Genomic DNA, 26,369 nt, shown 5'->3' with positions numbered 1-26,369 from the left:
CTCAGCCAAGTTTCAACAACGGTTAGCCTATCGGCGATAGATCGCCCGGAAAGAGAGTGCGCTGAGAGCTCCTGCCTGCATTCGTCCCACCTTCAATCTCCAAGCCCTGCATGCGTTCGACCAGATGGCGCGCGAGATCGAGACGAGCATTGCGCTGGGTTCGCGGATCGTCAGCGCCGAGCCCGACAAGCGTTGCTTCAGACGCAACCGCAAGCGCGACTTCGATATGCGTGAACAGGATTTCATCGGCGATTCGGGACATGGTCACCATGAGAACAAAAACAGAACTAACAGTCAACCGGTGCCATATGCACCCATGCGGATAGGCGCTGTGTCAGATCCCGATTTCGAAGGGCTTGGTGATCGAGCGATCGAGTTCGGGCGGCTCGCGAGCCGGTTCTTGCGAACGATCAGACGCCTTGCCCTTCGCCTGGCCCATTGCTGCCGCATCGCGCAGCTGATTGACTGTCTCGAGAGCCGAGCGTTTCATTCCCGGATTGCGCTCAACAGCTGCTTCGAGCTTGCCCGCATTGTCGACAAACAGGGTCAGACCATCGCGCAGGCGGGTTATCGTCACGAGAAATGTCTGCTGGTTGGCAAGATTGCGTTCGCGGCTGTCCATGACGGCAATCCCGCGGTTGGAGGTCAGGCCCTGCGCCATGTGCGCGTTGAGCGCGTAAGCGAGATCAAGACGCTCGAGCATGGGGTCGCTCAGCCCCAGCCGGTGTTCGGCGCCAAGCGAGGTCTTCACCGTGACGCCCTTGGCATCAACCGCCACGATGCGCGCCTGATCGGCGTTGAGCAGTCCGCGCTTGTGATCCGTCGCCGTCCAGCGAATGCGGTCACCATCGTGGATTTCTAGTGGGCGAACCTCAAACAGACGTAGCGGATCCTGCTCACCTTGCGGTCGCATCTGGCCCGGCCGGAATTCAAAGCGCTTGCCCCGCTCGTTCTGTAGCATCACGTGTTCGCGGGTTGGATCGGTTTCGACCACTTCATAGCGGCCTTTCTGTAGCCCCTGCCCCCTTTGCCGGCGGTCGACTTCGAGCACCATGCCGGCTGCATAGCTGCGCGAATAGCGCATTTCCTCACGCGTAAGGTTGACGCGCGACAGCACAGTGAGACCCAACGAACCCGGTCCCAATTCGCCATTGGCCTTGAGCCCGATTTGGACTGCTTCATTCACCTGTCCGCGCAAGTTGCGACCCGAAGCATAAATCGCGGTCACCTCCCGCTCTGCAGGCGAAAGCGATAGCCAGGCCGCCGCGGCGTCAACGGCAGCTGTATTGCCCGACGCGACAACATGCGGGCCAAGATGTCGCAAGGCCTCGTCGATATTTCCGCCCTGCGCTGCATATTGAGCGTCGCGCAACGCCTTATCGCGGGCCCGGAGATTGGTGTTCATGGTGGCGGTTTCGACGCCTGCCTTCTGCATGACGTCGAAGGGTTTGCCCGCATCGACAGCGCCCAATTGCTTCCTGTCCCCTATGCTGGCGAAGCGGTCGAGCTGAAGCAGGTTGGCGAGGCGCACCAGCTTTTCCTTGTCGGCATTGCCGACCATCGAGGCTTCGTCGAGTAGCACCGTGGTACCGCGGAGAGACGCGCGAGCTTCGGCAAGCCTCGCCTGGTCTGCTCCTTCCAGAAGGCCCTGATGTTGGCGTAGAAAGCGCGCGACCGTCATCGAGGGAATGCCGGTGTCACGTTCAAGCATCTGCACGAGCGTGTTTTGGACTGCGAGCCCGAGCACGGACCTGCCTTCCTCGCGCAAGATGTCCGCCACAGGTTTGAGGACGGTACTCTTGCCGGCGCCCGCCACACCCTGAATGGCGACAATCCGGTTGTGCGAGGCGAGAAGCAGGCGCCCTGCCCCTTCCTGGCCAGGGTTCAAGGTCAGGCCATATTTGAGCTGAGAGAGCGCCTGTAGCCGCTCTCCGGCCACATCAGCTTCGACCACGGCAGACCCATGGCCACGTCCGGTTTCGACGGCGGCGATGATGCGCTGTTCGAGCCCGATCGCATCGCGGGTCGTGACAAGATTGCGATCTGCACCCTTGCCTTTTTGCAGGTGGCCCTGGCGCAGCAACTGGTCGACGCGGTGTTCGATGTCGGGGAGCGTGGTGGGCAAGGCAAAGCCTAGCGCTGAGCGATATATCTCAGTCCGCGAGAACGCCGCCTCGCGCTCGCCCAAATGCCGGATTGCCGATGCGACCGCATGAACGGCGGCGATCTGTTCGGGCGTCCGGCGCTCCATGTCGCGAGGCACAAGCGGGTCGCCCTGACGTAGCCCCAGATGCTCCGCGAAGGTCGCAGCCAAAAGGCGCGCCCGCTGACCGATCGATCGGACCGAATTTCCAATTCCGGAGACGGAGCCAATGTCGGTGGTGGCCCGTGCATTGGCCTTTGAAATGACAAGCCTCGGATCAACGCCCAACTGTGCTGCTGCCTCGCGCCATTGGTCCACGAGAGCCTGGCGGTCTGCCACCGGCCCTTTGTCCGCCCGGGTCATCAGATTGGCCGCATTGCGCGCCGCGAGGCCCTTGCCTTCCATCGTCGAAAGCTTGTCGAGGATCTCGGCGCGGCGCGAACTGAAGGCATCACGCACGGGTTTGGGAACGCCCACCGCTTCGAAATTGCCATGCTTGCCGTATTCCCCAACCTGGTAGCCGAGCTTTTCTACGGCCAAGCGGAAGCGCGCCATGGTCATGGCATTGAGCAGCGTGTTGTGCTCCCAAATCTTGTCATTTCTCAGCGCTCGCCATTTGCCATCGGGCCCCTGGGTTACATTGGCAACCACGGCGTGAAAGTGCGCGTTGGGCTCCTGATTGCGGTTCGTATCGTGCTGGAAAAGCCCGATCACGAGATTACGCGTCGCGACCACCCGTTCCTTGCCTCGGACCTCCATGCGGGTTTCGGCGAGATTCTTCTCAGCCCAGGCCAGAGTCTCGCGGACGGCAGCGCCATAGGCATCGAGGATACGCCTGTCGCCGCCGACAAGGGCAAGGATGGACCAGCTCTTGGGCATCGAGAATGTGAGGTCGGTGCCGGCGCGATGCGCCCTGTTGTCGCTCCCGACACGGCTGCCATCGGGCAGCATGCCCTTGAGCACGGCCTCGAACTGCGAGGCTTCGATAACGCCTCGCAATCCAAGCGTCTCCGCGCCTCTACCAAGCCATTGACCAGATCTCTCGGCATCGGCGCGGGTATAGTAATTGTCAGCGGCAAAATAGTTGGCAGCGCCGCCAGCAGTGCGGACATTGGCTACAGAGAGCATCAGGCGTCACTCCGCCCGGCGGCGTCTGCCTCGTGCGTCACAGTTCGAAATCGCCGAGATCGGGACCCTCGTGCGAAGGCTGATCCTGCTCGGGAACGCCGTCTTCGAGCATGAGCTTGCGGGCTTCTGCCTCTCGCTGGCGCTGGGCTGTCCGATCGACGGCTTGCGGCTTATCCGAGGGCGGATTGGCCCGCGGCAAGTCGCTTCGGCGTCCCTCCTTCACGCTATTCGATGGCTGCTTCTCATCGGCATGATCGCCTTTGCGGAGCGCCGCATTCGTCGGCAGCAGCGAACGGGAAGTACGCGGCGTTGTCTCGTGCGCTTTGGGCGACGATTTTCGTGGCTGACCGGACTTGCCTGACGGCTTCCTGGGGCCGTCGGGAATGTCCTTCTCATCCTGTTTCGCCGCCTGCTGGCGCAATTGCTCGGCATCCGCCTCGACTACCGGCTCTAGCGGAAGATTACCTTGCTTTGGGACGACAGGCTTGCCTGCCCCGTCATCGTTCGACGAAGGATGTTCGCTCTGGTTTGCTGGGGGATTGGCAGCTGTCTCGCCGCCATCACTCTTGCCTTCGACTTGTCGGATCGGCTGTCGGTCCTTGGCCCGGCCGACGAAGAGATGTGCGATTCTTTCCCGGTCTATGGGCTTCAGACGGACCGGCGCTGCAGGAAAGCCGTCCGGGAATTTGATGAAGCCTGACAGGCGCGGCAGGTTCATCAACTGGTCGGGCAGCAGCAAAGGCTCGACATGCTTGCGCGGCGTCAGGCTGACGGCGTCGCGAGCGTTGTTGTAGCCATAGGTGTAGCCCTCTTCCATGTCGCGAACCTGGCGATGACCGATGAAGTCGGAACACCAGGTAGCTGTCTCGCGGTCTGCCGTACCGAGGATCAATTTGGTCCGGGCAAGCGATGCAAGCGTCATCGCCATGTTCTCACCGTAGACCTCCTTGAGCTTGGCGTAGGCATGGATGCCGGTGACGATTGCGCCGCCGAAATTGCGCGCTGTCTGCAGGCCTTTCTCGAGAGCGGGGAGCCGGTGAAGCGCGCCAAGCTCGTCGATGAAGAACCAGCATTTGAGGTCCTTGGTGCGCGGCATCGTCATCAGCGTGTTCATCGCCGTATCGAGCCACAGCGTGAGCAACTGCGCGCACACGCTCATGTCGACGTAGCGCGCGGAGATGAAGACCATCGAGCCACTTCTTTTGGCGTTAGTGCCTTCGTCGTCATGGGCGCCCTCCTCGATCCAGTCGCGGACCGAAAAGCGGCGCCCGGAAGTGGGCAGGAGCTTCAGCGCCTTGGCGTTCACGTTGAACACTGCCCGGATCGATTCCGCCATGCGCGCGGCTTCAGGAGCAGTCAGGGGATCAGCGATCGTGCCTCGCATCATTGCGTGGACCCGCGAGAGATCAGCGGTCATCAGTTCGCGGGCAAGCGCAGCATTGGTGCCCCGCCCTTCGGCCACCAGCTTGAGGCAGAACTCGACGAATAGGGCACGCGCCGCGATAACCCAGAACTGCGCCTCCCCGCCCCCATCATGGGGTACGAGGGCTTCCGCTGCCGCCCAGAATTCACCTTCGGTGCGGCATTCGTCGAAGAGGCACCATTGCGGACAGCGCGCGTCGAGCGGGTTCAGAATGATGTCCCGGTCGGCCTGGTAGAAGTGTTCGATGAAAGCGCCGGTTAGGTCGAATACGACGCAGCGCTGTCCCTTGGCGCGGGCTTCGGCAATCATGTCCGACATGGCGACTGTCTTGCCCATGCCGGTGGTCCCGATGAGCATGGCGTGACTCTGTTCAAGCCGCCAGGGATAGACAACCGTCGCAAGATGCGAGGGCCGGTATGGAAATGCCGCAGACAGTTCCTTGGGCGAACACAGATGCCATTTCCAACCCATGGCGCTCGAAAGCTCTCGGGCGCGCTCGCGCTGGTTGTGCCCGCGCAGCTCATCGACCAGTTCCGGTAGTGTCACGAGCATGGCCCCGCGCTCATGCTTGCGCTCTTTTGAACGGCTGCCGAAGCGCGCTGCGAACCAGTAGAACAGCACGAACGCCGGCACGAGAAGCAAGGCCGAACGCACCAGAGCATCGCCCAGCAAGTCGAGCAGATGATCCCACGCACGGATCACCGGCGGATAGGCATCGAGCATAATGATGGGGATCTGGACGGTTCCTCCGAACCCCGTTTCGAGTGCGACCTGTTTGGCCGGATCGAACTCCATGAAGCCGTAGATGGCAGCATAAATTCGCATCCAGACGAGGTAGGCTTCGTGATCGCTCAGCCCTGCCGAAATGGTCCACCAGCTAGTCCAGGAAATGCCGATGGCGGCGATGATCAGCGGCCCCTTGAGACCTGCTGCAAACATGAAGCTGAAGTGTCCGAGCAGCTGACTTCCGCGCGTGAAGTTGACGAGGTTACGCTTCATCGGAACCTCCCTCGCCGGCATTTGCGGTGAGCCCCAGTTCCTTGCATTTGCGCGCGTAGGCTTGATGGGCTCGCTCACGCAGACCGTGATCGGCATGCCCTGCGAGAAGGGCATCGACGCCGACCATCGTGAACACCGATTGGCGGCTGACACGGTCGACCGATGTCTCGAGCTTCGATGCAAGATCGTCGTTTTCGCATGCCTGCGAAAGCAGCGACCGGATCCATTCGCTGACGCTGATATCGCGCCGCTTGGCTGCAGCACGAACCCGCTCAGCGAGCTCGACGGTGACATGTACCTGGAGAGATTTTGGCCGTGTCATGCACGGACTCCTTGTGGTCAGGAGCCCGGAACGCACTGCGAAAGGCGGTTATTGTCTAAATCAGAAACGAGAACATGTCAAGAACATGCGAGATGCGCAGGAATACGCCATTTCTGGCTGCCTTCAATCAAATCCGATTGGCGAATTGGCGACCATTCATTTCTGGTTGAGAAGCAGCCATTTTTGCAAAAATCCATCAACACACTGTCTTTACTATCTTTTTTACTGCCTACCGCCTGCGATTTGTCGCGTACGGTGTGCTCTTCCGTCCCCAGCTTAGAGGGTAGGTTCCAGTGTTATGACCAGCACGGGATCGGCGGTTTTGAAGTCCCAAGACCAAGGGATGAAGACGATGCCGCTCGATTGCCGATTGTGTTAAAGATCGATCGAGTCCGCCGGCAGGAAGAATGGTGTCGCGGGCATCCCACCGGGAGCATGGATATGGCGGACGTAACACTGAGCGCGACACCCAAAGGCAATGGTTTCCAGGCAACCGTGACCTATTCGAGCGGCGTGTCGATCAGTTCGGCAGAAGCCTTTCCGACGAAGGCAGAAGCCATTTCAGCAGCGGCCATGAAGGTACTCGACATGCCCGATCGGCTCGAGATATTCGATGCGTCGGACGCCGAGGGCTGATGCTGCAGGGAATGCTCGCGCGAAACCTACGGGAGCGACAATACGGGACCCGAGCAAAAAGAAAGGAGGAAGCCCTGACGGACTTCCTCCTTGTGTGTAGCCTCAGAATTCATCGCTCAGCTTTCCGGGCACAGTGTCGATGACCCGGTCCAGCATGGACTTGGGCAGTGCGCCGTAATCGCCCTCATCGACCGCGATGTAACCTGTCTCACCATCGGTCAGGACATATTGGGTGAAGTAGCTGTGAAGGGACCGGGCATGAGCCTTGTCGAGTGCAGCAACGAAAGCTGCCTGATCTGCCTGGAATGAACCCTGCGCGATATTCAGTGAAGCGTACATGATCTTTCCTCCTGATGTTCGATGCGTCGCATCAGGAGCTGCGAGGATGTGGGTGACGGGCCGGGTCAGGGACCGCGCATAGCGCGGCCGCGAAGCGGCGATGGGGGAAACGATTTTTGCCGGGCTTGCCCGGTAAAAATGGTGGGGCCCCGTCGTCCTTGACGCGGCCCCAAAGCCCGCATCACACTTGGACTTTCTGCGAGAGAGACCTCTCCAACGTCAGCATGAAAAGCACTGGCATCGCGGCAAAAACCGTTTTCCTACATGGCCCCATGCTGGCACTGTCACGCGTGGAGGGGACCAACGGCCAGCGAAAGGACAATCTCATGGCCAGGTCCAAACCGAGGGCGCGCAATGCGCTCAAGAAACTGCGTGAACAGCGCGAAGAACTCGATGCACAGGAGGCCAAGCTCCGTGATGAAGCTGCCGCCGAACTGGGCAAGGTTCTTCTCGAATGCGGAGCCGAGACGATCGAACCTGCGCAACTGAAGCAGCTCATCCGCGCATCGGTCACCATCGGAATCGACGATGCTCTCAAGCGGCTCTCCCCCGCCTGACACTTCAACCGCGGCGGGGTGTGGGCTCGATGCCCCGCCCCGCCGTTCACGCCAGCGAGCACAAAAAAAGGCCCCGACGGCGCGAACCATCGGAGCCTTGTCATATGCGGAAGGAACTCAGTCCTCGTCGATGTCGGGCGCACCCTCATTGTTCGACGCCCGGCTGAGAACGGCGGAGCAATATTCGGCCACGCTAGCGGCGGGATAGTCCTGCTGCGGGCGGCGTAAAAGTCGTCCACCTTGAAGCCTTTCTGCCAAGTCAGGGAGGTGTGGGGATCTACAGCGTGGAACTTTATCTTCAGGTCCGTTTGGCTTGCGCGGATGGCATGAGCCAGCGGGCGGCGGCGAAGCGTTTCAATGTGTCGCGCGATACGGTGCGCAAGATGCTGTCGTTTTCATCGCCGCCGGGTTACCGGCGTCAGTCTGCACCGCAGCGCCCGAAGCTGGACGGGTTTGTGGGGATCATCGATGGATGGCTTGAGGGGGATCGCGGTGTCCCGCGCAAGCAGCGCCATACGGCGAAGCGGGTATTCGACCGTTTGCGCACCGAGCATGGTTTCACCGGCGGCTATACGATCATCAAGGATTACATCCGGGAGCGCGAGCAGCGCAGCCGGGAGATGTTCGTGCCGCTGGCGCACCCGGCGGGAGATGCACAGGCCGATTTCGGGGAAGCTCTGGTGGAGATCGGCGGGGTGGAGCAAAAAGCCTACTTCTTCGCGCTCGATCTGCCGCACAGTGATGCCTGCTATGTGCGAGCCTATCCGGCGGCGGTGGCGGAGGCCTGGGTGGACGGACATGTCCATGCCTTCGCGTTCTTCGGCGCGGTGCCGCGCTCGATCGTCTATGACAACGATCGCTGCCTTGTGGCGAAAATCCTGCCAGACGGCACGCGCAAGCGTGCCACGCTGTTCAGCGCTTTCCTGTCGCATTACGTGATCCGCGACCGCTATGCCCGCCCGGGCAAGGGGAACGAGAAAGGCAATGTGGAAGGGCTGGTAGGTTACTGCCGCCGCAATTTCATGGTGCCGATCCCGAAGTTCCCGACCTGGGAGGCCTTCAACCTGTGGCTGGAGGAGCAATGCCGCAAGCGCCAGCAGGACAAGGTGCGCGGGGAGAGCGAGACGATCGGTGAGCGCTTGCAGCGCGATCTGGCGGCCATGCAGCCTCTGCCCGCTACACCCTTCGAGGCCTGCGATCAGACGAGCGGGCGGGTCTCCTCGCAATCTCTGGTGCGCTACAAGACCAACGATTATTCGGTTCCGGTAGTCTGGGGCCATCAGGAGGTCTGGATCAGGGCCTATGTCGATGAAGTGGTGATCGGATGCCGCAGCGAAGTTATCGCCCGTCATCCTCGTTGCTATGCCCGCGAGGAGGTTATCTTCGCCCCGCTCCACTATCTCCCGCTGGTCGAGCAGAAGATCAACGCATTCGACCAGGCCGCCCCTTTGCAGGGCTGGGATTTGCCCGAAGCGTTCGGGACGCTGCAGCGGTTGATGGAAGGGCGCATGCACAAACATGGCAGGCGCGAATATGTGCAGGTGCTGCGCCTGCTGGAAACGTTCACCCTCGCCGATCTCCAGGCGGCGGTGGAACAGGCCATCGCCCTTGGCGCCATCGGCTTCGATGCCGTCAAGCACCTCGTCCTGTGCCGGGTCGAACGCGTACCGCCCAGACTGGACCTGGACATCTATCCCTTCCTGCCTCGCACCACGGTCGAGAAGACCGTTGCCAGAGCCTATCTGAGCCTGCTCTGCGACAGGCAGGAGGCCGCATGAGCGATCAGGCACCGGAGATTCTTCTCGCTCACCATCTCAAGGCCCTCAAGCTGCCTACGTGCCTGCGAGAGCATCACAAGCTCGCCCGGCAATGTGCCGCTGAAGGCGTCGATCATATCCGCTTCCTCGCCCGTCTCGTCGAGATGGAGATGATCGACAGGGAGCGTCGTATGGTCGAGCGGCGCATCAAGGCCGCGCGCTTCCCCGCCGTCAAAAGCCTCGATAGCTTCGACTTCGCCGTCATCCCCAGGCTCAACAAGATGCAGGTGCTCGAGATGGCGCGCTGCGAGTGGATCGAGCGGCGTGAGAACGCCATCGCTCTGGGGCCATCGGGCACCGGGAAGACGCACGTAGCTTTGGGGCTCGGACTGGCAGCATGCCAGAAAGGACTGTCGGTGGGCTTCACCACTGCGGCGGCGCTGGTCAGCGAGATGATGGAGGCGCGCGACGAGCGGCGTCTCCTGCGCTTCCAGAAGCAGATGGCCGGATACAAGCTGCTCATCATTGACGAACTGGGCTTCGTACCGCTCTCCAAGACCGGTGCCGAACTGTTGTTCGAGCTGATCTCCCAGCGCTATGAGCGCGGCTCCACCTTGATCACCAGCAACCTGCCCTTCGACGAATGGACCGAAACCTTCGGATCCGAGCGCCTCACAGGCGCGCTCCTCGATCGTCTGACCCATCACGTCAGCATCCTCGAGATGAACGGCGAAAGCTATCGCCTCGCTCACAGCCGGGCCCGAAAGGCCAAAACCAGACCCTGAAAATCAAGCCAATGCCGGGGGGAGTGGCCTTCGGGCTACGCCCTCACGCCACTCCCCCCGGCATGTAACACCGTGGCCTGGTTTTACGCCGCCGCATGGCCGACTTTTGCTCCGCCGTTGACACGTGGGCTGCAATGCTCGCCTTCAGTTCGGAATCTGCGGCTGGGTCACCGTGACGGCGCACATTGCGAGGGGACTGGACCAATTTGGTCAGCGGGATCGACTTGATCATGGGACTTACTCCTGATTGAGAGGTGGCTCGGTTTGTCTGAACAGCCTTTGATGTTTGATAAGTGGATCGTCTGCGGTTTGGTTGTTCAAGCTGGCGCCTGCGGGGGGTCATGGAGGTCGGACGTAGCCCGGCCGGAGTGACGCCCCGCAAGTCGCGGCCAATTCACGCTGCCACGGCCTGAGGCAGATTGTCAAAGTAGGTTTGATCGGGCGTACGTCCGCCGAGGCTCGAATGCGGTCTCCGGGCATTGTAGAAGCCCAGATATCGGCCGATCGAACTGCGCGCTTCGCTGACGCAAGCGTAGGCGTGCAGGTAGACTTCCTCGTACTTCACCGAGCGCCACAGCCGCTCGACCACGACATTGTCGCGCCAGGCGCCGCGGCCGTCCATGCTGATGGCAATCTTTTCTCGCATCAGCACGCTGGTGAAGGCCTGGCTGGTGAATTGGCTGCCTTGATCCGTATTGAAAATCTCCGGTTTGCCATAGCGCGCCAGGGCTTCCTCGAGCGCTTCAACGCAAAAGTCGGCCTCCAGCGTGATCGAGATCCGGTGGCTGAGGACCTTGCGGCTGAACCAGTCGACGATGGCGACGAGATAGACGAAGCCCTTGGCCATGGGGATGTAGCTGATGTCTGTCGCCCAGACCTGATTAGGCTTCACGATCGCAAGCTTGCGCAGGAGATAGGGGTAGATCTTGTGCCCTGGCGCCGGCTTGGAGGTGCTGGGGCGGCGATAGACCGCCTCGATGGCCATCTTCTTCATCAGGCTCGCGACATGGCAGCGGCCGATCGTGATGCCCTCCTGACGAAGAAAGTCGCGCATCATCCGGCTGCCTGCGAACGGAAACTCCAGATGCAGCGCGTCGATGCGACGCATGATCGCGAGATCTTCGGACGAAACCGGCCGGGGCAGATAATAGACACTGCCCCGGCTGATCCCCAGTTCCTTCGCCTGCCGCTTCACCGGCAAGGTGTGCGTTCGATCGATCATCGCTTTGCGCTCGGCAACAGTCCTGCCTTGCCGAGCGCGCCTTCCAAAAAATCGTTGGCCAACGTCAGTTCGCCAATCTTGGCATGCAGCGTCTTCACGTCGACAGCCGGTTCGTCGGAAGACTTCTCCGAGCCGAACACTCCGGCTGCCCCTTCAAGCAACTGCGTGCGCCACGTCGTGATCTGGTTAGGATGTAGATCATAGTCGTGCGCCAGTTCCGCCAACGTCTTCTCGCCCTTGATCGCGGCAAGCGCCACCTTCGCCTTAAATGCCGGGCTGTGGTTGCGCCGGGGTCGTCTGCTCATTCTCTGCTCCTGTCTCGCAGCCTTCCTGGCTGCCTTCAGGCAGAAAATCCAATTATCTCAGTGTGCAGATTCTCCAGGCCACCTCTTTGCGAGCTCAAGCATCGACCATCGACGCTCCTTCGGCTCAGTCAGAAGCAAGCTTCCTTTCCTCTTCTATGGGCGCAGTCGTTGATAGGGAAACCAGTCATTTACTGGTAAGATGGCATGTCACGCTAATATGATGCACGGCCCAACAGACATGTGGAACGAAGACAACGCCATTTACGACGATGGTGAATGGATTACCTGGACCGAGATCAACTCACATCTGGCGCGTTTGGAGTTCGAAGCCCGGTTCCCGAACCTCGACGTCGATCTGGTTCCGATATTTCAAGACTTGCTCGCTGTTGCGCAGAACTATTACGAGCTCACGGGCAGCCACCTTCAGGTGTATGGCGATCTCGGTGAACTCTATGGGGCCATCACTCACGGGCTCAAACTGCACCGGAATTATGCACAAGGCTCGGACGGCAAAATTGGCAATCACTTCGTTGAAGTGAAGACAATTACGCCTTTCAAGAGCAACGATACAATTACGCTCAATCTCAAGCGCAACTTTAGCAAGGTCCTGATCGTGAAGATTGATTCTGACTTTGAGGTGCAGGGCAAGCTGATCGACCGCAAAACCCTGCCTAAGGTGAAGGGCAATTCGTTGAAATTAAGTTGGGCGGATGTCGTTTCATAACTAGATTGCCTTTTGGCCTGCTCGCCGTGGATCTTTCGCTCAAGCAGAACCCACCACCCGAAACACCGCCCCTGTACCAGCGTCTCGAACAAGATCGACACCCATTCCGTCCCAGTGGTAATCGAGGTGACGTCCCTGAGTGGGGTCGGATGCACAATCCGGGTAGAACAAGCCGACACATTCACCACCCGGATGCCGGATGCTCGGATAGACAAGACCTTCGCCCCCGCCCCCTTTGAGTTCAACAGCGAGGGCTTGCGATGCAGCATAGTTGTCGGGATCTAGCGCGGGATTGCCTGCGACAAGGCTCCTGAGGTCGTGAAGATCGGCGCTTACCGAAAGGATGATCTCACGGAACTGTGAGGTCCAGCCTGGCGCTTCTACGGTGCGAGCCATGAAGCGGGCATGATGATGGATTGTCTCGAACAGCGCAGTTTCGAATGAATCCCCCGCGTATAGGACGCCGTAAGTCCCATCGGTGAAGCGACTTGGTCGGTCAGTGCTGACATGCGTGAACGGGGCCATCAGATAGGATGCGCCGTTGCCCCCTACCCGGCGGTCAGCAGGTACCAGATCGAGATTGCCGATCGTCGCCATGATGCGGGGATTGGTTTTTTGCTCGGCAGAGATCAGCAGCGGCCAATCTGCGGGGTCTGCGATATCTTCGAATAGGTCGATCGGTGGAAAGGCACTGCGGATAATCCGCACAGCACCTTTCCACTCGACCTGGGCAACCGGAATTGCCTTGGGATCAATCACCAGGCACCACGTTCGGCATCAAGATAGCGACGCACCCGCATGATATCAGTCAGCTCACCGCCAAGCATGACGTCGAGCGCACTCGCTCCGGCAAAAGCGGCGTTACCTGCCTTGATCCAGGCGTAGCCACGCTGGGCTTCTGAAAAGATGATCCTCAGCGCCTTGTGGATACCCATCAGGTTGGAAAGGCGCGCCGCGCCATCGCGCGAGACACGGCCCGCACCCTCAGCCTTCCACCGCCGATAGGAGCGAACCGGCATGTCGAGCAAAGTCGCTGCCTGTTCGTCAGTTAGTTCCCATTTCCCAAACAGGTTCAGCACGGCGCGGAACATCGCCGCTGCTTCCTCCTGGGTTACAGGATCGGGCCGGAAGGCATGGGGGACGGTATCAACGGGTTGCAGTGCCAACATGAGTATTCTCCATATGGCAGTATATAGCACATTGAATGCCATTTGGCAAGATAACGATTCTCATCCCACAAGTCGCGCCAAGACCGCTACTGCGCTCGTCGTCGGGACGAAAAGTCGCGTCTGATAGCGTATGATCTCGGTGAAGCACCCATGTGCCTTGTACCAGTCGAGGCGCGACGCCGACCAACCAGCCAGTTCGAGCCGCTGCGCGCCATTGACGAGGCTGCGCTTGAGCGTAAGCGCTTCGCGGCTTTTGATTTGCATCGGTCGCCCCGTCCCGAGCACCGCATCGACGATTTGCTCTACTGAAAAGGCATGTTCGTCTTCGAGCCCAAGCGCTTGGCATAGTTCGGGCACGCAATGGAGCGGAACCTCTCGGCCTAACAGCGAGCGTCCGTCTCGCGCCGAAATCCGGCTGACGCGAACATAGTCGGAAGGGAGTTTGTCCCACACCGGAAGCAGCAGGCCGGTTGCAATGTGCAGTCGCTCGCGCTTGAGATTTGAGGCGGCGTCATCGACCTCCGCCTGCCACAGGCGGCGAAATTCGGTTGGATCCACCGTTTCCCAGTTGCTCTCCTCGAGTTGATCGGCGGTGATGTGCCCATGCTTCAAGGGACGGACAAGCTCGAAGCGGGCCACACGCATACCTTCGTCAGTGAGCAGACTACGCGCCGGGACAAGCAGCCCGATCCGGCCTGAGCGCGCATTACGCAGAAGTTGCTGACGCGAACCTGAAAAGCCGTAGAGCTCCTCGAGCCGTTCGAGACGCAAAGGCTTGAGCGCGCGGGCAATCTCGAGTTCCAGGAGATGCGTAGTCGCGCCCGACAGCGCATCGGTGCGCAGTAGAGTGTCGGTCAGCACCTCGTAATGCTCCACCGCAATGGTCTCGACCCCAATGTCGAGCCTGCCGGCCTGGCGTGCGGCATCGATCCGCGCTTCGACGAGGCCGAGAAACTCGTCAAATATCCCGTTTTGCAGAGCAATCGGTAGCGCGAGAATGCGATTGAGCCAGCGCTGGATTGTCGGCAGGTCATCGACCATCCCGCCGTCGGGCCCTTCGACCCTGAGCCCGCTCAATTCCTCAAACCGAGAAAGCGTAACGGCTTCCAGCTTGCCTGTGAACAACAGGCCGAACCAGCGATGAAGCGCCTCCTTGGCGTAGGTGCTCTCGAGATTGTCGGCAGGATCGAAGAGGTTCTGCCCACCTGTCTGGCGCTGCCCTCGGGTCAGTGCCCCGAGGCTGTCGAGCCGCCGTGCGATGGTCGATATAAACCGACGTTCGCCACGCACATCGGTGGTCACGGGGCGGAACAGCGGGGCAGATGCCTGATTGGTGCGGTTGGTACGGCCAAGCCCTTGAATTGCGGCATCTGCCCGCCAGCCCGGCTCAAGCAGAAAGTGGACCCGGCGCATCTGGTTCTTTGCCGCGAGGTCGGCATGATAACTGCGGCCGGTGCCACCGGCATCGGAGAAAACCAGAATTCGCTTGGTCCCGTCCATAAAATCTCGCGTCTCGGCGACATTGGCCCGCGGAGAGCGCGACTGGAGCACCTGGCGTCCATCGCGCCCGACGATCAGGCGGCGGGTACGGCCGGTGACTTCGGCGACCTGATCGACACCGAACCGTCCGATGATCGCATCGAGCGCCGTCGCGATCGGCGGCAAGGCACAGAGCTGCTCGATCATGCGATCGCGCGCGGCAAGCGCCGAACGACAGAGAACAGGGGCACCGTTCTCATCGCTCATCGGTTCGGACCGGGCATTGCCGTTCTCGTCCGTAAACACGGACATCAACCGCACCGGAAAGCTTTTGGTGAGGTAATCGACCACGTATTCTTTGCAGTCGCAGTTTATGTCGAGCGTCGCAGCCGGAGGCGCGGGATTGCGTCGGTTCGTCATGATTTTACTCCAGATAATTGTGCGGTTGGGGCAGCGTGGCCGAAGGCTATGCCCGCTTGCGGACGTCGTTGAGCATGGCGATCAGAGTGTCTGACGGCGGCTTGAAGCGTCCAGGGCTGATTTCCGGCCCGCCATGCGCAGCCAAAATCCGCAGCTTCTCCTCTGAATCGGCGCGCAGATATGTTTCGGTGCTCTGGATGCTGGCATGTCCAAGCCATAGTGCGACCTTGCGAATATCGCCTGTCGCTGCGAGCGTGTGCATCGCGCAGGAATGACGCAATACATGCGGCGTGACTCGTTTGCGCAGCAACGACGGCTGCTTCTTTGCTGCCGCGTTGACATGTTTGGCGAGACGGAATGCGAAGCCATCGCGGGTGATGGGCTGCCCGTTCGCGTTGAGAAATACCTCGGCGACCTCAGTCTCAGGACGGATGACAAGCCATGCGCGGAGTGCGGACTGGGTCTCTTTCCATAGCGGCAAGACCCGCTCGCGACGGCCTTTACCCATGATGTGGACCGTCGAGAGCGATCGATCCGGGAAATCGCGCAGTTGCAGCGACACGAGTTCCGATACCCGAAGCCCCGCTGCATAGGTCAAGTGCAGCATAGCGCGATCGCGCGTACCGAGCCGTGTCCGAGGATCGGGCGCGTCGAGTAATGCCTTGATCTCGGCCCGGTCGAGATAATCGATCAGCGTCTTGTCTGCCTTCTTGCTGGGGATCGATCGAACCCGAAGCGCCTGGTCAAGACACGCCGGAACCCGATACTCGATGTACCGGAAGAAGGATCTGATCGCAGCGAGCCTGCCATTGCGGGTCCGCACACAGCTGCCGCGCTCGACCTCGACATGGCCGAGAAAGGCCATGATCATGTCGGTGCCGAAATCCTCGATCTCGAGATCGGTCGGTCGACGCTTCAGCCGATCGGATGCGAACCGGACCAGCAGGACGAAGCAGTTGGCATAGGTCTTCACCGTATGCGGGCTTACGGCGCGTTCCCGCGGCAGATGTTCGCGCAGGAAGGCTGTGAGATGGGGAGCAAGCGCCGTCATGCCGCTTCTCCCAGATACAGATCCTCGCTCGCGGCAGCGATGTCGCGCAGCAGCACTGGCGTGGCTTCGAGATACCAGTAGGTGTTGGCGACCGAGGTGTGACCGAGATAGACACTGAGCGCGGCCATGTGATGCGTCACGGCGTCCCGGTCCGGCGAGCAGGACTCGAGCGAGCGTACGGCGAAGGTATGCCGCAAATCGTGAAGCCGCATACCTGCAGTCCCGGTTGGTCCACGATATCCGAGCTGTCGCGCCAGCCTGACGAACACGACGTGGGCGCGGACCTTATGGGGTGCTCTTCCCCGGATCGTCACGAACAGATCGTTGCCCGTGGCACCGAGCCTTGCCCGGGTTGCGAGATAGGCCTCGAGAGCCTGACGGATTGATGGCTGCAAGGCGATTAGGCGCTGCTTGCCGAACTTGCCGTCGCGGACGATCAGACCGTCTTCGACCAGATCGTCGCACTGTAGTGCTAGAGCTTCGGAAATCCTCAGACCGGTCGCCGCCAGCAGACCGAACAGGTAATGATAGGTGAAGGGACTGATCATGCCCTTGGGCGGAAGATCGAGCGCCGCCTTCATGATCGCCCGGACCTGTTCCGGTTGGATGATGTGCGGCGTTGGTCGCGGACGCTTCCCCCGGCCAAACACACCGGCGGGCGGAACCTGGTTGGCTGGATCCTCGGCATGGGCAAACAAGCAGAAGTTGCGCACGAAAGTGAAGCCGGTCCGCGCGGTGTTCTGCGAAGTCGTCGCTCGGCACCAGTCGTAGATGCGGTCGATACGGGTGTGGCTGTCTCCGAAGCCAGTCGCGTAGGTGCCGAACTTGCGAAGCAGGCGCTCCTGCTCGAAAAATTTGCGACCGAGGCTGCGATGCAAAGCGACGTACCGCGAAATCTGTGCGTTTATCATGACAGGTCTCCGGGCCAGGGTTGTGCGATCTTCAAGAGCATCGGCAGATCGGTCTTGGCGTAAATGGCGGTGGTCTCGGGCGAGCTGTGGCGCAGGATGGTCCCGATGGACTCCAGGCCTGCACCAGAGCGCAGCATGTTGGTTGCAAGCGAATGCCGGAATATGTGCGATCCGGTCGGCAGACCTTCGATCCCGCCGCGCTCGAGTGTGCGTGCAACGATGCCGGCGATCTCGGCTGACGAACTGAATGGCCGGAACGGGGCTTGCGAACGCAAGAACAGGTGCGCTTCGATGGCCGTCGGGCGGGCCGCAGCAAGATATGCCAAGATCGCGTCGCCAACACCCTGTGGCAATGGCAAACGATCCGGTCGACGCGTCTTGCCCTTGACCTTCAGATGGCCGGATCGCCAATCGATATCGTCGAGACGCATATCCCGAATATCTCCTGCTCGCAGGCCAAGTCTGGCAAGCAGGAGAATGATCGCCTTATCCCGAACTTCCACCGGCCGACCTGTCGGGCAGGCTGCAATGATCCTCTCGATCGTTGCCGGGTCGATGTAGCGCGGCAATGCCGAAAGCCGGTATCTCCGTACGGAAGGCATTGCGTGCAGCAGCGCTGGGCGGCATTGGCCTCGGCCAATAAGAAACCGAAGATAGCTCCTCATGATCGTGGCGAGCAGCGAAGCCGATCCCGGGATCTCCTTGCTGCGACGCTCGAACGCATCTCGCAGAGTGGCAGCATCCCATTGTGCCGGCGCGCCGAGCATGGGCATCAGCCGCTCAATCTCTGCCCGGTATCGCCGGATCGTCTCGTCGGTCACGCCTCGATCCTGCCTGAGCCAACCGACATATGCCGCGACCTGCGGATCTTCGACCACCTTCACCGCGACCGGAGCGATGGCGCGCCGATCACGAAGAAACTCAACGAAGTGCCGTGTGCAACGCCGCCGTCGCTTCCTGCCGGAAGTGGTCAGCTTGCCGCGCTTGCGGAAAACCGGGCACCGACAATCGTGATCGGCATACTGTTTGGTGACCGTGTCATCGACATCGGTCCATGGACATCGCGATACCCGCAGCCAGGCCGCGAAGTGCTCCGCCTCTGAACGGTAGGCTTGCGCCACCCCCTTCGCGAGTTGGAGGCCATCGATCATATGCGAATAGTCAGCAAGATGACGCCCGAGATCGTAAATCCCATCGGCTACGTCGATGTAACCCTGGTCTTCGAGAAACCGGACAAAGCGCCTGACACGCGCCGCAAGATCGGCCTTGTAGGCTGTCGCTTGCGCTGAATACCTTGGGCACCGGCATCGATGCTGCTCAAAACGGCGCACGATGCGATCATCAACCGTCCCGAGCGCAATCCCGCGTAGTCCCAGCCAACACAGAAAATGGCGGATCGCTGCGCTGTACAGGACCGCACAGGCTGTTCCCTCTTCAACCGACAGAGAGGAGAGGAATGCACTGAATAGGGCGTTAGTACTGGGCGGCTCTCCAACCCTGCTTGGTGCAGGCTGAAACGACACAAATGATCTTGTTGGCATGGTGGTTCCTTCGACATGTTGAGGTCGAAGGACCGGTAATTATCTGGAGTAAAATCATGACGAACCGACGCAATCCCGCGCCTCCGGCTGCGACGCTCGACATAAACTGCGACTGCAAAGAATACGTGTAATGTTGAGCTCAGCATTACACGTATTCGCGGGGGGAGAGATCGATTTCGAGTGCTTCACGTTCCGCATCGGAGAGATCGGCGAGGCGGCGGTTGAGCATGGCTTCGGCGGTCGAGACGAGTTGCACTACAACAGCGTTGCCGTCGGCAAGTGCCGTATCAATCGCAGGCAGCAAGCTCGGCAGCTTCATCGATAGAAGGAGCTGCGCGAAGAAGCGCTGCTTGGTGCCTTCAAACACCGAAAGCGCAGCCGATTTGGCACCTGAATTCAGGGTATCGCCACTGTCAGTGTCGACGATCCGGGTTGCCTCAAGTGCCTCACGCAGGTTGGCATGAATGATTGCTTATCGCGAGGAAGCGGTAATGCGGAGGAACGCGGCGTAGTCCTGCAAAGCTGCGGAACATTTCGCCACGTCCTTCACATTATTCTATAGGGTGTCGAGCCATCCCATCAGATTGGCATCTCGCTTCCACGAAGGTGGCACGTTGCTCGCCGCCGGGGCGCCAACCTGTTCCAGCGCCTTTCGTTTGGTCTCCAGATTGGCCTGAGCATAGTGATTGGTCGTATCGAGACTGACGTGCCCGAGCCAACTGCGGATGACGGTGATATCGACCCCGGCGGCAACGAGGTGGACGGCTGTCGCGTGCCGGAAGCTGTGAGGCGTAACGTGTTTTGACTGGAGGGTCAGCGTCGATTTCGCGGCTTGTTCCACGTAGGCGTTGAGCTTGAACCGCACCCCTGACGCCCCTAGCGGTTCACCGTATCGATTGACGAAGATCCGCTCATCGGGCGCACGCGGCTGTCGCTCCAGTAGCTTCCTGAGCAATGCCACGGTTTCTGGCCAGAGCGGGCAGATGCGTTCCTTGCGCCCCTTGCCGTAAAGACGCACGAAGTTCGGTGCATCGAACCGGATTGCTTCGGGACAGAGGTCAAGCGCCTCTTGGATTCGCGCGCCACTGTTATAGAGGAACGAGAGCAGTACATGGTCGCGCAGCCCTTCGAGTGTCGATCGGTTGGGCTGGGCGAGGATGGCCTCGACCTCCTCGGGCTCGAGGTAGCACGGCGCGGAGGTGGGCTCCCGCTTCAACGGAACAGCCAGGACCTCTGAGCACTGCGCGATGTATTCCGGATTCTTGTCCGCCACGAAGCTGAAGAAGCTGCGGATGGCGGCCAGTCGGCAGTTCCGCGTGCCGATCGTGGTCTTGCGGCCATGCTCGGTATGATGAAGGAACGCGCGCACCTCGCCGGCCGAGACGTCGGTGAGCGTCAGCCGCGCGACCCCGCAGCCTTTTCGCTCCGCGACGAACCGAAGCAGCAGCCGCCAGGTGTCGCGATAAGAGCGGATCGTGTGGATTGACGCGCTGCGCTGCTCGGCCAGCCACTCCTGGAAGAACGCCCGCAACAACGCGGGCAATGGATTGCCTTTCCTCATGGCCGCGCCTCCGTGACAAGGCACGGGGCGCCGAGCGCGCGGAACCGTTCACTGGCTTCCTGCAACAGATCCTGCGTGACGGTGATGTAGACCAGCGTGGAGTGGAGATCCCGGTGCCCCATGTAGGTCGAGAGGAAGTGCAGTTTTTCCTGAGGGTTAATGCCGGACCGGTACCACTGGAGGATGCGGTTCACCACCATCGAGTGACGAAGGTCATGGACCCGCGGCCCGGTCCGGCCCGAAGCGGGCTTGAGCCCAGCACGGCGCATGACGTTGGTAATCATTGTCGTAACCGCCTCGGGCCTGTAGCGGTCATTTAAGTGGGCATGCCAGAACAGCCCTGATTTCGGGTTCTGTGGGCCGCCAGCGCGCCGCCTCGCATCGATGTACGCGCGCAGTTCGACCGCGACACTGTCGGATAGCGGCAAGATCCTGGTCTTGTAGAACTTCGTTTCCCGGATCGTGATCGTGCCCGATTGCAGGTCCACGTCACCAAGATCGAGCCATGCCAGCTCGCTTCGCCGTAGCCCGGCACAATAGGCCAGCATGATCATGGTGTAGAGGGTCAACGGCCGCAGCGGAGCGTCCGGCGACGGATAAGTCCGGGCGGTATCGAGCATACGCCGAACGTCAGCCGGGCTGAAGATATGCGGTCGCCGATGCTCCCGCGCTACTTCCCGCTCTGGCCGGGGATTGAAGCGCTTTGGCGGGATAGTCGGATCGAGGCGGAACCGCGCCTTGGTCAGGATGCGCGCCAGCTTCTGGCATTCAGCCGCGTGGTTGCGGGTCGGCTTGGCAGCCGCCCAGCTCGCAATCATTGCCTCAAGTGGTTGCTCCGCGAGGTCGGGACGGGCCTGAAGGAACCGATCGAACCGCAGCAGCCAGTGAGCCTGCGCTTCATATTGATATCCCCGGCTGCGCATCAGCATGACATGGTCTTGCATGAAGTCACCCAGCACGCTGCCGAAGGGCGCAGGCCGTCGTAACGCGGCCAAGGCTTCGTCGGAATTCGGGGAAGCCAAGGCCCGCCAGATCGGCTTGCTTTGCTTGACGTTGTACCGACGGCGAAGTGCAGCAACAGGGTTGTCGGCGATCAGCCCGATTTCGACGAGGTGGTCGAGGAAGCGGTCGACAATGCAGACCTGATTGAGCAGAGTCGACAATCGCCAACGTTTTTGCATCTCCTTCAGCCAGGCGTCGAGCATCTGCCGGTCCACCGCCGGATGCCGGCGGGCAACATCTTCGAAGGTGCAAAGGAACCAGCGATATGTCGGTACGCTTCCCGGCCGGAACTGCGATTTTACCAGGAAGGCGTCGACGACGGTGCGATCGGGATCGTGCCAGGCGCTCATGACAGCACCTCCATTCCAGGCACCTCGAGTGCCACGGCTCGGAGATCATCTGTTGCCAGTTTGAGATAAGTATTGGTGGATTCGGTGGATCGATGCCCGAGCACGTCGCCGATGATCTTTTGCGGGACCGATGCCCGCAGCATTTCGACCGCACGTGCGTGGCGGAAGACATGCGGCCCCCGCTTTCCTGCTGGCACTACGCCTGCGGCGGCCAACCGACCGCGGATCATGCCGTACAGGTTCGTCATTGCGATATAGGGTGCGCAGGATCGGACGAAGATTTCCCGCACTTCAACCTGGGGCCGCCCAAGGCGCAGATAATCCAGCAGCGCTTCACCAACAGTCACCATTAGCGGCATGTACGAGTACGCGTTGGTCTTGGTGTGGCAGATCCGGAGGGATTCTGCGCGCCAGTCCACGTCATCGAGCCGAAGGCGGCATATCTCACCTTCGCGCAGCCCATACGTGGCAAGCAGCTGAAGTATCGCATAATCGCGTAGTCCGCGTGGCGATCTGTCCTCCTGCGTTGTCGCCAGAACCGCGGCGATTTGGCTCCTTTCCAGCGTCGACGGCACATCTTCGTAGGCATAGAGCATGGGGCCGATGATGTGTGGCGTCAGATCGGTCGGGATGCGACCCGTCCGATGCAGATGGCGAACCACCGAACGGAGACGCTCAGCGACATCGGCCAATGATTTGCGCCGTAAACCAGGCGCGCGCATGTCCATGTAGAGATCGATGTCCACGATGCTCAACGTTTCGAGGCTGGCGGCACCGGCCCGGTCGAACTGCCATCGCAGGAAGTTTCGCGCCTCCCACATCAGCGCCGCAATGGACGCGCTTGCCAAACCGCGCTCCTCGCGCAGCCATGCCTCGTATTCGCGGCAAATTTCATGTCGATGCTCGTCATCGGGACCGATCATTTCTGCGTCCGGGGGCCAATTGCCTTGAGCAAGCCGGAGGAGCTTGGCGATCGCGGTGCGGGGCAACATGTGCCAACGCGCACTGGGAGGCCGACCGTACTGGATCTCAAAATCCTGAACCGCATAGCCAAAATACTGATCGACCTGCTGCGGCGTCACAGTCTCGACCTGTATATCGCACTCGGCCAGATAATCGAGAAACGCGCGGGCGTAGAGACGGTGGTTCGCCACGACCACGGGATTGTAATTCTGTGTGGTGAGCGAATTCGAGAGTTCGGTGATCAACTCGTCATGCAACTTCAACATGATTGCCTCCTCAGCTGGTCCAGGGACCGCCGAGGTTCGCAACCAATATAATGCGCAGCAACTGCGCACACTATCATGGGAATTCGCCGGTTACGCCGCGCTCCTCCGCATTACCGCTTCCTCGCGATAAACGATCTTATGCGCAGCTCGCCATAAGATCGTCCAGGCGTCTGCATAGGCGTCATAAACCGCTACTTGGTCGGGGGTCAGGCAATGCTCCAGAATCTCGTACTCAACTCCGGCGAATGAAAGGGCCCTCGCCGCATACAGCCCCAGTGACTTCAGATCGCGCGCGACCAGTTCCATTGCAGCGATACCGCCATCGCGGATATCTGCGACGAAGGCTTCGCGATTGGCAAAAGCCGTCTCGGGACCCCACAGGCCAAGACGGGTGGCATAGGCGAGATTATTGACGTCGGATGCCCCGGTCGCCGAAGCGTAGAGCACGCGGGCGCGCGGCAGCAGATTCTGGATGCGAACACCGGCAATGCCCTGCTCCGATCCTTTGACCTTCCCACGTGAGCCCTCCCCGCCAGCGGCGTTGGCCATCGCATGGGCTTCGTCAAAGACGATGAGCCCGTCGAAGTCCTCCCCTGCCCATTCGAGAATCTGATCGAGCCGGGTCGCGTCGCTTCGACCCGAACGCAGTGTCGGATAAGTCACGAAGAGTATGCCCTCGCGCATCCCGATCGGGACACCGAGCTTCCATTGGCCAAGGGGCTGGACGTCGATGGGAAGGCCGCCGAGCGCGCTCCAGTCGCGGCGGGCATCTTCGAGCAAAGCTTCGTTCTTGGAAATCCAGATGTGGCGCCGTTCACCCCTCACCCACCGGTCGAGGATGACAGATGCGACTTGTCTGCCTTTACCTGCGCCAGTTCCGTCACCAAGAAAGTAGCCCATGCGGTAGGCGTGCCCCTCGGCGCTCGCCTTCAAGGCGCAGCCCTTGTCGTCGGGCTCAAACCGTCCCGGCAGATCGCGGGCATGCGCGCTTGCGGCATAGATCAGGGTCTCGGCCTGCGCTGCGGATAAGGCGCCTCCAGCAATGAGGCTCGACGGAAGCTGAGGCACCACTTCGGGCACGGGTGCGGTTATCGAACCCATCGCAACGGATTCGACCAGGGGGGTCGGATGCGGGACAGCATCTGCAATTGAGATCCGGCTCGGCCGGTAGGGCAAATAATGCCCAACCTGGCTTTCGATCGGCGCAGGTGCTTCGAGCGGAGTAAAATCAAGCGGCAGGATCGACGGCGCCGCATTGGTTGGATGGACCTTAAGTGGAACTGGTTTCGTCTTGTTCGCAACCAGCCGAAGCGGCAATGCTGGCTTGATGCCGATGCTGGGTCCCGCGGGCAGGCTTACCCGGTCAGGGAGCATATCGATCAGCAGATGAAGCTCGGCAAAGTTTGCCGGCTGGGCGATGATCGGGCTGGTACCATCCTCAGCCTTGTCGAGAATCAGGAGCCGGGTTGAGATTGAGGTGCCCTGCTTGATGAAACCGCGCTCGATCGTCGCGTTGAGGCGCAACGAGAGGGGACCTGCGATCCCGGCGAGGAATTTCGGAAGCTCGAACCATTCGGGCATCACTGCGACCAGACGGCCACCGGGCAGAAGGCGCTTCCAGGCAGAACGTAAGTGCCGGTCGCCAGTGCGGCTATCGTGGCCCCTCTCGATACCGTGTGAATATGGCGGGTTCATCAGCACCACGCTCGGACCCACGTCGGGCGTCAGAAGTTCGTCGATCAGTTCCCCGTCAAATCCCGTGACTGTCGCCTCCGGAAACACGACGCCCAGGCATTCGCGGCGCAGCGGCGATATCTCGTTGAGAGCAAGACGCGCAGTTGCCTTTGCTGCCCATACGCCCAGCATCCCGGTCCCGGCCGACGGTTCGAGAACCAGTTCAGCGGCAGAAATCGCGCATGCCTTTGCAGCCATCCAGGCCAGACGGGGCGGCGTCGCGAATTGTTGCCACTCGATCTGCTCGTCGCTCCGGTTGGACTGGGTCGGGACCAGACCTTCAAGGCGCGTGAAAGCCTCATCGGCAAAGCTGGATGACATTGCAGGTGAGAATTCAGTTGCCTGCGCCAGGAACAGCACCTGCGCCAATTCAAGTGCGGCATGGGCATCGCGTACGGACCAGCGTCCTTCGGCGTCGCTACCGCCGAAGTGATCGGCCATTGTTGCATTCACAGTGAGCCGTGAAATTGCTTGATCTGCAGCGAGCCGTGCGGCCAGCGCCCTCGCCGCTGCCAGCACTTGCGGCTCGGCGGGATCGGAGAATGCGAAAGCGTTATTTGCGTGTGACATGAGAGACCTCCTGAAGAGGCCCTGGGTTTGTCCGGGTGTCCGTTCGGATGGATCCGCCCTGGGGCCTCACAAGGCCCCAAGCCCGCTTTCCTCTCACCGGCATTCAGACCGTAGCTCGGACTGAGCGCATGAGCACATCATTCCAGTCGTCGCCGGTTAGCTCCGGACGCCTGGTGACAATCAGCCGCCCTTCGCAAGCGTAGGCCTCTCGCGCACGCTCTTCAGCAAGGTGCCCGCCCGCATCATTGTCGACAAAGAGATACAGCTGGTGCACCGATTCCGGGATAGTGGCCAAGCCGAAGCGTTCGTTTCCTAGCGTCGCCCAGCAGGGAACCTTGAACATTTGCATCGCTGAGAGGGCCGTTTCGTTTCCCTCTGCGAGGCCAAGGCGTCCCCCATTCGGGTACGCGAAACGCACCGCCCCGGAACCGGGGCTGCCTAACGCACGCCTGGGCTGATCGAAAGAAGCCAAGCTGGTTTTGTCGAGGTCAAGGAAGGAGCGGTGCAGCGCCAGAATTCCGGCATCATTGCGCACGGCCGCCACCATCGCGGGTAGAAACCGGACAGCACCCTTTGGCCCCAGCGGCATATGCGGGTGGAAACGCAGCTCCGGCGAAGAAATCGTGATGCCTCTGGACACGAGGTACTTCTCGGCGGGGCTGCCCGCGATGGTCGACGCCTCACGCCAGAGCCTCAGCGCATTGCGATTGGCGACTTCCTCGCGCGGCTCGGCCACGATCGGACCACTCGTGCCATCGAACAGGTCCGCAATTCGTATTCCGAGCCCGGCCATGGCTTCTATCACCGCCTCGTTCGTGCAGCCGGCAAAGCAATGAACAAGAATTGCGCGCTTTCCGAGTGTGATGCTTAGCGAAGGAGTGCGATCGTCGTGGGCCGGGCAGCAGCACATTCCGCGCGAACGCGACCAGGCACCGCCCAACTGCTCGACTATCTTGCGCGCGCGGTTTTCCAGTTGCAGACCTTGGAATTGGGTTGATCGGTATTGGTGCAT

General features: G+C 60.7%; 22 protein-coding genes and 1 pseudogene. 5 read left to right on the top strand and 18 right to left on the bottom strand.

From position 1 onward, the window contains the following. Positions 1–22: 22 nt before the first annotated feature. The 4 genes from JI59_RS00120 to JI59_RS00105 form a co-directional block, all read right to left on the bottom strand. The gene (locus JI59_RS00120) at positions 23–262 is read right to left on the bottom strand and encodes a hypothetical protein (protein ID WP_038576638.1); all 240 of its coding nucleotides are present in this window, start codon (positions 260–262) and stop codon (positions 23–25) included. A 72-nt stretch (positions 263–334) separates the two neighbouring features. After that, positions 335–3,271, bottom strand: a complete 2,937-nt coding sequence (mobF, locus tag JI59_RS00115; protein ID WP_007011052.1) for a MobF family relaxase — start codon at positions 3,269–3,271, stop codon at positions 335–337. A gap of 37 nt (positions 3,272–3,308) precedes the next feature. Beyond that, positions 3,309–5,693: a type IV secretion system DNA-binding domain-containing protein gene (locus tag JI59_RS00110; protein ID WP_007011053.1), complete on the bottom strand. Its 2,385-nt coding sequence runs from the start codon at positions 5,691–5,693 to the stop codon at positions 3,309–3,311. Then, positions 5,683–6,015, bottom strand: a complete 333-nt coding sequence (locus JI59_RS00105) for a ribbon-helix-helix protein, CopG family (protein WP_007011054.1) — start codon at positions 6,013–6,015, stop codon at positions 5,683–5,685. The genes JI59_RS00110 and JI59_RS00105 overlap by 11 nt, the downstream gene beginning before the upstream one ends. A gap of 441 nt (positions 6,016–6,456) precedes the next feature. Between JI59_RS00105 and JI59_RS00100 the strand changes: the two genes are divergently transcribed. Beyond that, complete coding sequence (locus tag JI59_RS00100) at positions 6,457–6,651, top strand: hypothetical protein (RefSeq protein ID WP_038576635.1); 195 nt, start codon at positions 6,457–6,459, stop codon at positions 6,649–6,651. A 102-nt stretch (positions 6,652–6,753) separates the two neighbouring features. Here JI59_RS00100 and JI59_RS00095 read toward each other — a convergent pair whose 3' ends face one another. Continuing rightward, the gene (locus JI59_RS00095) at positions 6,754–6,990 is read right to left on the bottom strand and encodes a hypothetical protein (protein WP_007011056.1); all 237 of its coding nucleotides are present in this window, start codon (positions 6,988–6,990) and stop codon (positions 6,754–6,756) included. Positions 6,991–7,262: 272 nt separating this feature from the next. On the opposite strand from JI59_RS00095, the gene JI59_RS00090 reads away from it, so the two are divergent. The 3 genes from JI59_RS00090 to istB all read left to right on the top strand — a co-directional run bounded on the left by JI59_RS00090 (position 7,263) and on the right by istB (position 10,089). After that, positions 7,263–7,547: a DUF6437 family protein gene (locus JI59_RS00090; protein ID WP_239000575.1), complete on the top strand. Its 285-nt coding sequence runs from the start codon at positions 7,263–7,265 to the stop codon at positions 7,545–7,547. 284 nt (positions 7,548–7,831) lie between these two features. Then, positions 7,832–9,325 carry an IS21-like element ISSsp5 family transposase gene (gene istA, locus JI59_RS00085; RefSeq protein ID WP_011608156.1) on the top strand — a complete coding sequence of 498 codons (1,494 nt, stop codon included), beginning with the start codon at positions 7,832–7,834 and terminating at the stop codon, positions 9,323–9,325. Next, a complete protein-coding gene (gene istB, locus JI59_RS00080) occupies positions 9,322–10,089 on the top strand; it encodes an IS21-like element ISSsp5 family helper ATPase IstB (RefSeq protein WP_007011060.1) in 768 nt (255 codons plus the stop codon). Before istA ends, istB begins: the two co-directional genes overlap by 4 nt. A 394-nt stretch (positions 10,090–10,483) precedes the next feature. Here istB and JI59_RS00075 read toward each other — a convergent pair. After that, positions 10,484–11,616, bottom strand: a protein-coding gene (locus JI59_RS00075) for an IS3 family transposase (RefSeq protein ID WP_085997490.1) whose coding sequence is annotated in 2 segments (ribosomal slippage) — positions 10,484–11,355 and positions 11,355–11,616 — 1,134 coding nt in all. Because the reading frame shifts where the segments join, the coding sequence is not laid out codon by codon here. A 238-nt stretch (positions 11,617–11,854) separates the two neighbouring features. Here JI59_RS00075 and JI59_RS00065 point away from each other — a divergent pair. Further along, entirely contained in the window at positions 11,855–12,340 is a 486-nt protein-coding gene (locus JI59_RS00065; RefSeq protein ID WP_007011063.1) for a hypothetical protein, read from the top strand. Positions 12,341–12,379: 39 nt separating this feature from the next. Here JI59_RS00065 and JI59_RS00060 read toward each other — a convergent pair whose 3' ends face one another. The 12 genes and pseudogenes from JI59_RS00060 to JI59_RS00005 all read right to left on the bottom strand — a co-directional run bounded on the left by JI59_RS00060 (position 12,380) and on the right by JI59_RS00005 (position 26,369). Next, positions 12,380–13,099: an RES family NAD+ phosphorylase gene (locus JI59_RS00060; protein ID WP_007011064.1), complete on the bottom strand. Its 720-nt coding sequence runs from the start codon at positions 13,097–13,099 to the stop codon at positions 12,380–12,382. After that, positions 13,096–13,509 (bottom strand): MbcA/ParS/Xre antitoxin family protein, encoded by a 414-nt coding sequence (locus JI59_RS00055; protein ID WP_007011065.1) that lies wholly within the window; start codon positions 13,507–13,509, stop codon positions 13,096–13,098. The genes JI59_RS00060 and JI59_RS00055 overlap by 4 nt, the downstream gene beginning before the upstream one ends. A 60-nt stretch (positions 13,510–13,569) precedes the next feature. Next, entirely contained in the window at positions 13,570–15,255 is a 1,686-nt protein-coding gene (locus JI59_RS00050; RefSeq protein ID WP_239000616.1) for a strawberry notch C-terminal domain-containing protein, read from the bottom strand. Positions 15,256–15,454: 199 nt separating this feature from the next. Next, positions 15,455–16,459, bottom strand: coding sequence for a tyrosine-type recombinase/integrase (locus tag JI59_RS00045; RefSeq protein WP_007015829.1), 1,005 nt, complete (start codon positions 16,457–16,459; stop codon positions 15,455–15,457). Further along, entirely contained in the window at positions 16,456–17,370 is a 915-nt protein-coding gene (locus JI59_RS00040) for a tyrosine-type recombinase/integrase (RefSeq protein WP_006832488.1), read from the bottom strand. Before JI59_RS00040 ends, JI59_RS00045 begins: the two co-directional genes overlap by 4 nt. Beyond that, positions 17,367–18,521, bottom strand: a complete 1,155-nt coding sequence (locus JI59_RS00035; RefSeq protein ID WP_337999266.1) for a tyrosine-type recombinase/integrase — start codon at positions 18,519–18,521, stop codon at positions 17,367–17,369. The genes JI59_RS00040 and JI59_RS00035 overlap by 4 nt, the downstream gene beginning before the upstream one ends. A 535-nt stretch (positions 18,522–19,056) precedes the next feature. Continuing rightward, a pseudogene (locus JI59_RS00030) lies at positions 19,057–19,383 on the bottom strand (strawberry notch-like NTP hydrolase domain-containing protein); the annotation flags it as partial. Between the two features lie 84 nt (positions 19,384–19,467). Beyond that, positions 19,468–20,472 carry a site-specific integrase gene (locus JI59_RS00025; protein WP_009823939.1) on the bottom strand — a complete coding sequence of 335 codons (1,005 nt, stop codon included), beginning with the start codon at positions 20,470–20,472 and terminating at the stop codon, positions 19,468–19,470. Next, positions 20,469–21,824, bottom strand: coding sequence for a tyrosine-type recombinase/integrase (locus JI59_RS00020; protein WP_038575211.1), 1,356 nt, complete (start codon positions 21,822–21,824; stop codon positions 20,469–20,471). The genes JI59_RS00025 and JI59_RS00020 overlap by 4 nt, the downstream gene beginning before the upstream one ends. After that, a complete protein-coding gene (locus JI59_RS00015) occupies positions 21,821–23,053 on the bottom strand; it encodes a site-specific integrase (RefSeq protein WP_007015824.1) in 1,233 nt (410 codons plus the stop codon). The genes JI59_RS00020 and JI59_RS00015 overlap by 4 nt, the downstream gene beginning before the upstream one ends. Before the next feature lie 90 nt (positions 23,054–23,143). Further along, positions 23,144–25,357, bottom strand: a complete 2,214-nt coding sequence (locus tag JI59_RS00010; RefSeq protein ID WP_038575207.1) for a strawberry notch-like NTP hydrolase domain-containing protein — start codon at positions 25,355–25,357, stop codon at positions 23,144–23,146. A 103-nt stretch (positions 25,358–25,460) separates the two neighbouring features. Continuing rightward, on the bottom strand, positions 25,461–26,369 hold the full coding sequence (locus JI59_RS00005; protein ID WP_007011067.1) for a DUF7146 domain-containing protein: 909 nt from the start codon (positions 26,367–26,369) through the stop codon (positions 25,461–25,463).

Origin of the sequence: Novosphingobium pentaromativorans US6-1 (assembly GCF_000767465.1) — a bacterium.
GTDB classification, from domain to species: domain Bacteria; phylum Pseudomonadota; class Alphaproteobacteria; order Sphingomonadales; family Sphingomonadaceae; genus Novosphingobium; species Novosphingobium pentaromativorans.
This window is presented reverse-complemented; position numbering and strand designations above follow the sequence as displayed.

Coding starts and splice junctions, on each gene's coding strand:
- istB (WP_007011060.1), top strand. CDS start 9,322: ATGAGCGATCAGGCACCGGAGATTCTTCTCGCTCACCATCTCAAGGCC.
- JI59_RS00040 (WP_006832488.1), bottom strand. CDS start 17,370: ATGATAAACGCACAGATTTCGCGGTACGTCGCTTTGCATCGCAGCCTC.
- JI59_RS00045 (WP_007015829.1), bottom strand. CDS start 16,459: ATGACGGCGCTTGCTCCCCATCTCACAGCCTTCCTGCGCGAACATCTG.
- JI59_RS00120 (WP_038576638.1), bottom strand. CDS start 262: ATGTCCCGAATCGCCGATGAAATCCTGTTCACGCATATCGAAGTCGCG.
- JI59_RS00035 (WP_337999266.1), bottom strand. CDS start 18,521: ATGATCGATGGCCTCCAACTCGCGAAGGGGGTGGCGCAAGCCTACCGT.
- mobF (WP_007011052.1), bottom strand. CDS start 3,271: ATGCTCTCTGTAGCCAATGTCCGCACTGCTGGCGGCGCTGCCAACTAT.
- JI59_RS00055 (WP_007011065.1), bottom strand. CDS start 13,509: ATGTTGGCACTGCAACCCGTTGATACCGTCCCCCATGCCTTCCGGCCC.
- JI59_RS00020 (WP_038575211.1), bottom strand. CDS start 21,824: ATGAGCGCCTGGCACGATCCCGATCGCACCGTCGTCGACGCCTTCCTG.
- JI59_RS00110 (WP_007011053.1), bottom strand. CDS start 5,693: ATGAAGCGTAACCTCGTCAACTTCACGCGCGGAAGTCAGCTGCTCGGA.
- JI59_RS00095 (WP_007011056.1), bottom strand. CDS start 6,990: ATGTACGCTTCACTGAATATCGCGCAGGGTTCATTCCAGGCAGATCAG.
- JI59_RS00005 (WP_007011067.1), bottom strand. CDS start 26,369: ATGCACCAATACCGATCAACCCAATTCCAAGGTCTGCAACTGGAAAAC.
- JI59_RS00010 (WP_038575207.1), bottom strand. CDS start 25,357: ATGTCACACGCAAATAACGCTTTCGCATTCTCCGATCCCGCCGAGCCG.
- JI59_RS00105 (WP_007011054.1), bottom strand. CDS start 6,015: ATGACACGGCCAAAATCTCTCCAGGTACATGTCACCGTCGAGCTCGCT.
- JI59_RS00050 (WP_239000616.1), bottom strand. CDS start 15,255: ATGAGCGATGAGAACGGTGCCCCTGTTCTCTGTCGTTCGGCGCTTGCC.
- JI59_RS00025 (WP_009823939.1), bottom strand. CDS start 20,472: ATGAGGAAAGGCAATCCATTGCCCGCGTTGTTGCGGGCGTTCTTCCAG.
- JI59_RS00090 (WP_239000575.1), top strand. CDS start 7,263: ATGCTGGCACTGTCACGCGTGGAGGGGACCAACGGCCAGCGAAAGGAC.
- JI59_RS00100 (WP_038576635.1), top strand. CDS start 6,457: ATGGCGGACGTAACACTGAGCGCGACACCCAAAGGCAATGGTTTCCAG.
- JI59_RS00065 (WP_007011063.1), top strand. CDS start 11,855: ATGTGGAACGAAGACAACGCCATTTACGACGATGGTGAATGGATTACC.
- JI59_RS00015 (WP_007015824.1), bottom strand. CDS start 23,053: ATGTTGAAGTTGCATGACGAGTTGATCACCGAACTCTCGAATTCGCTC.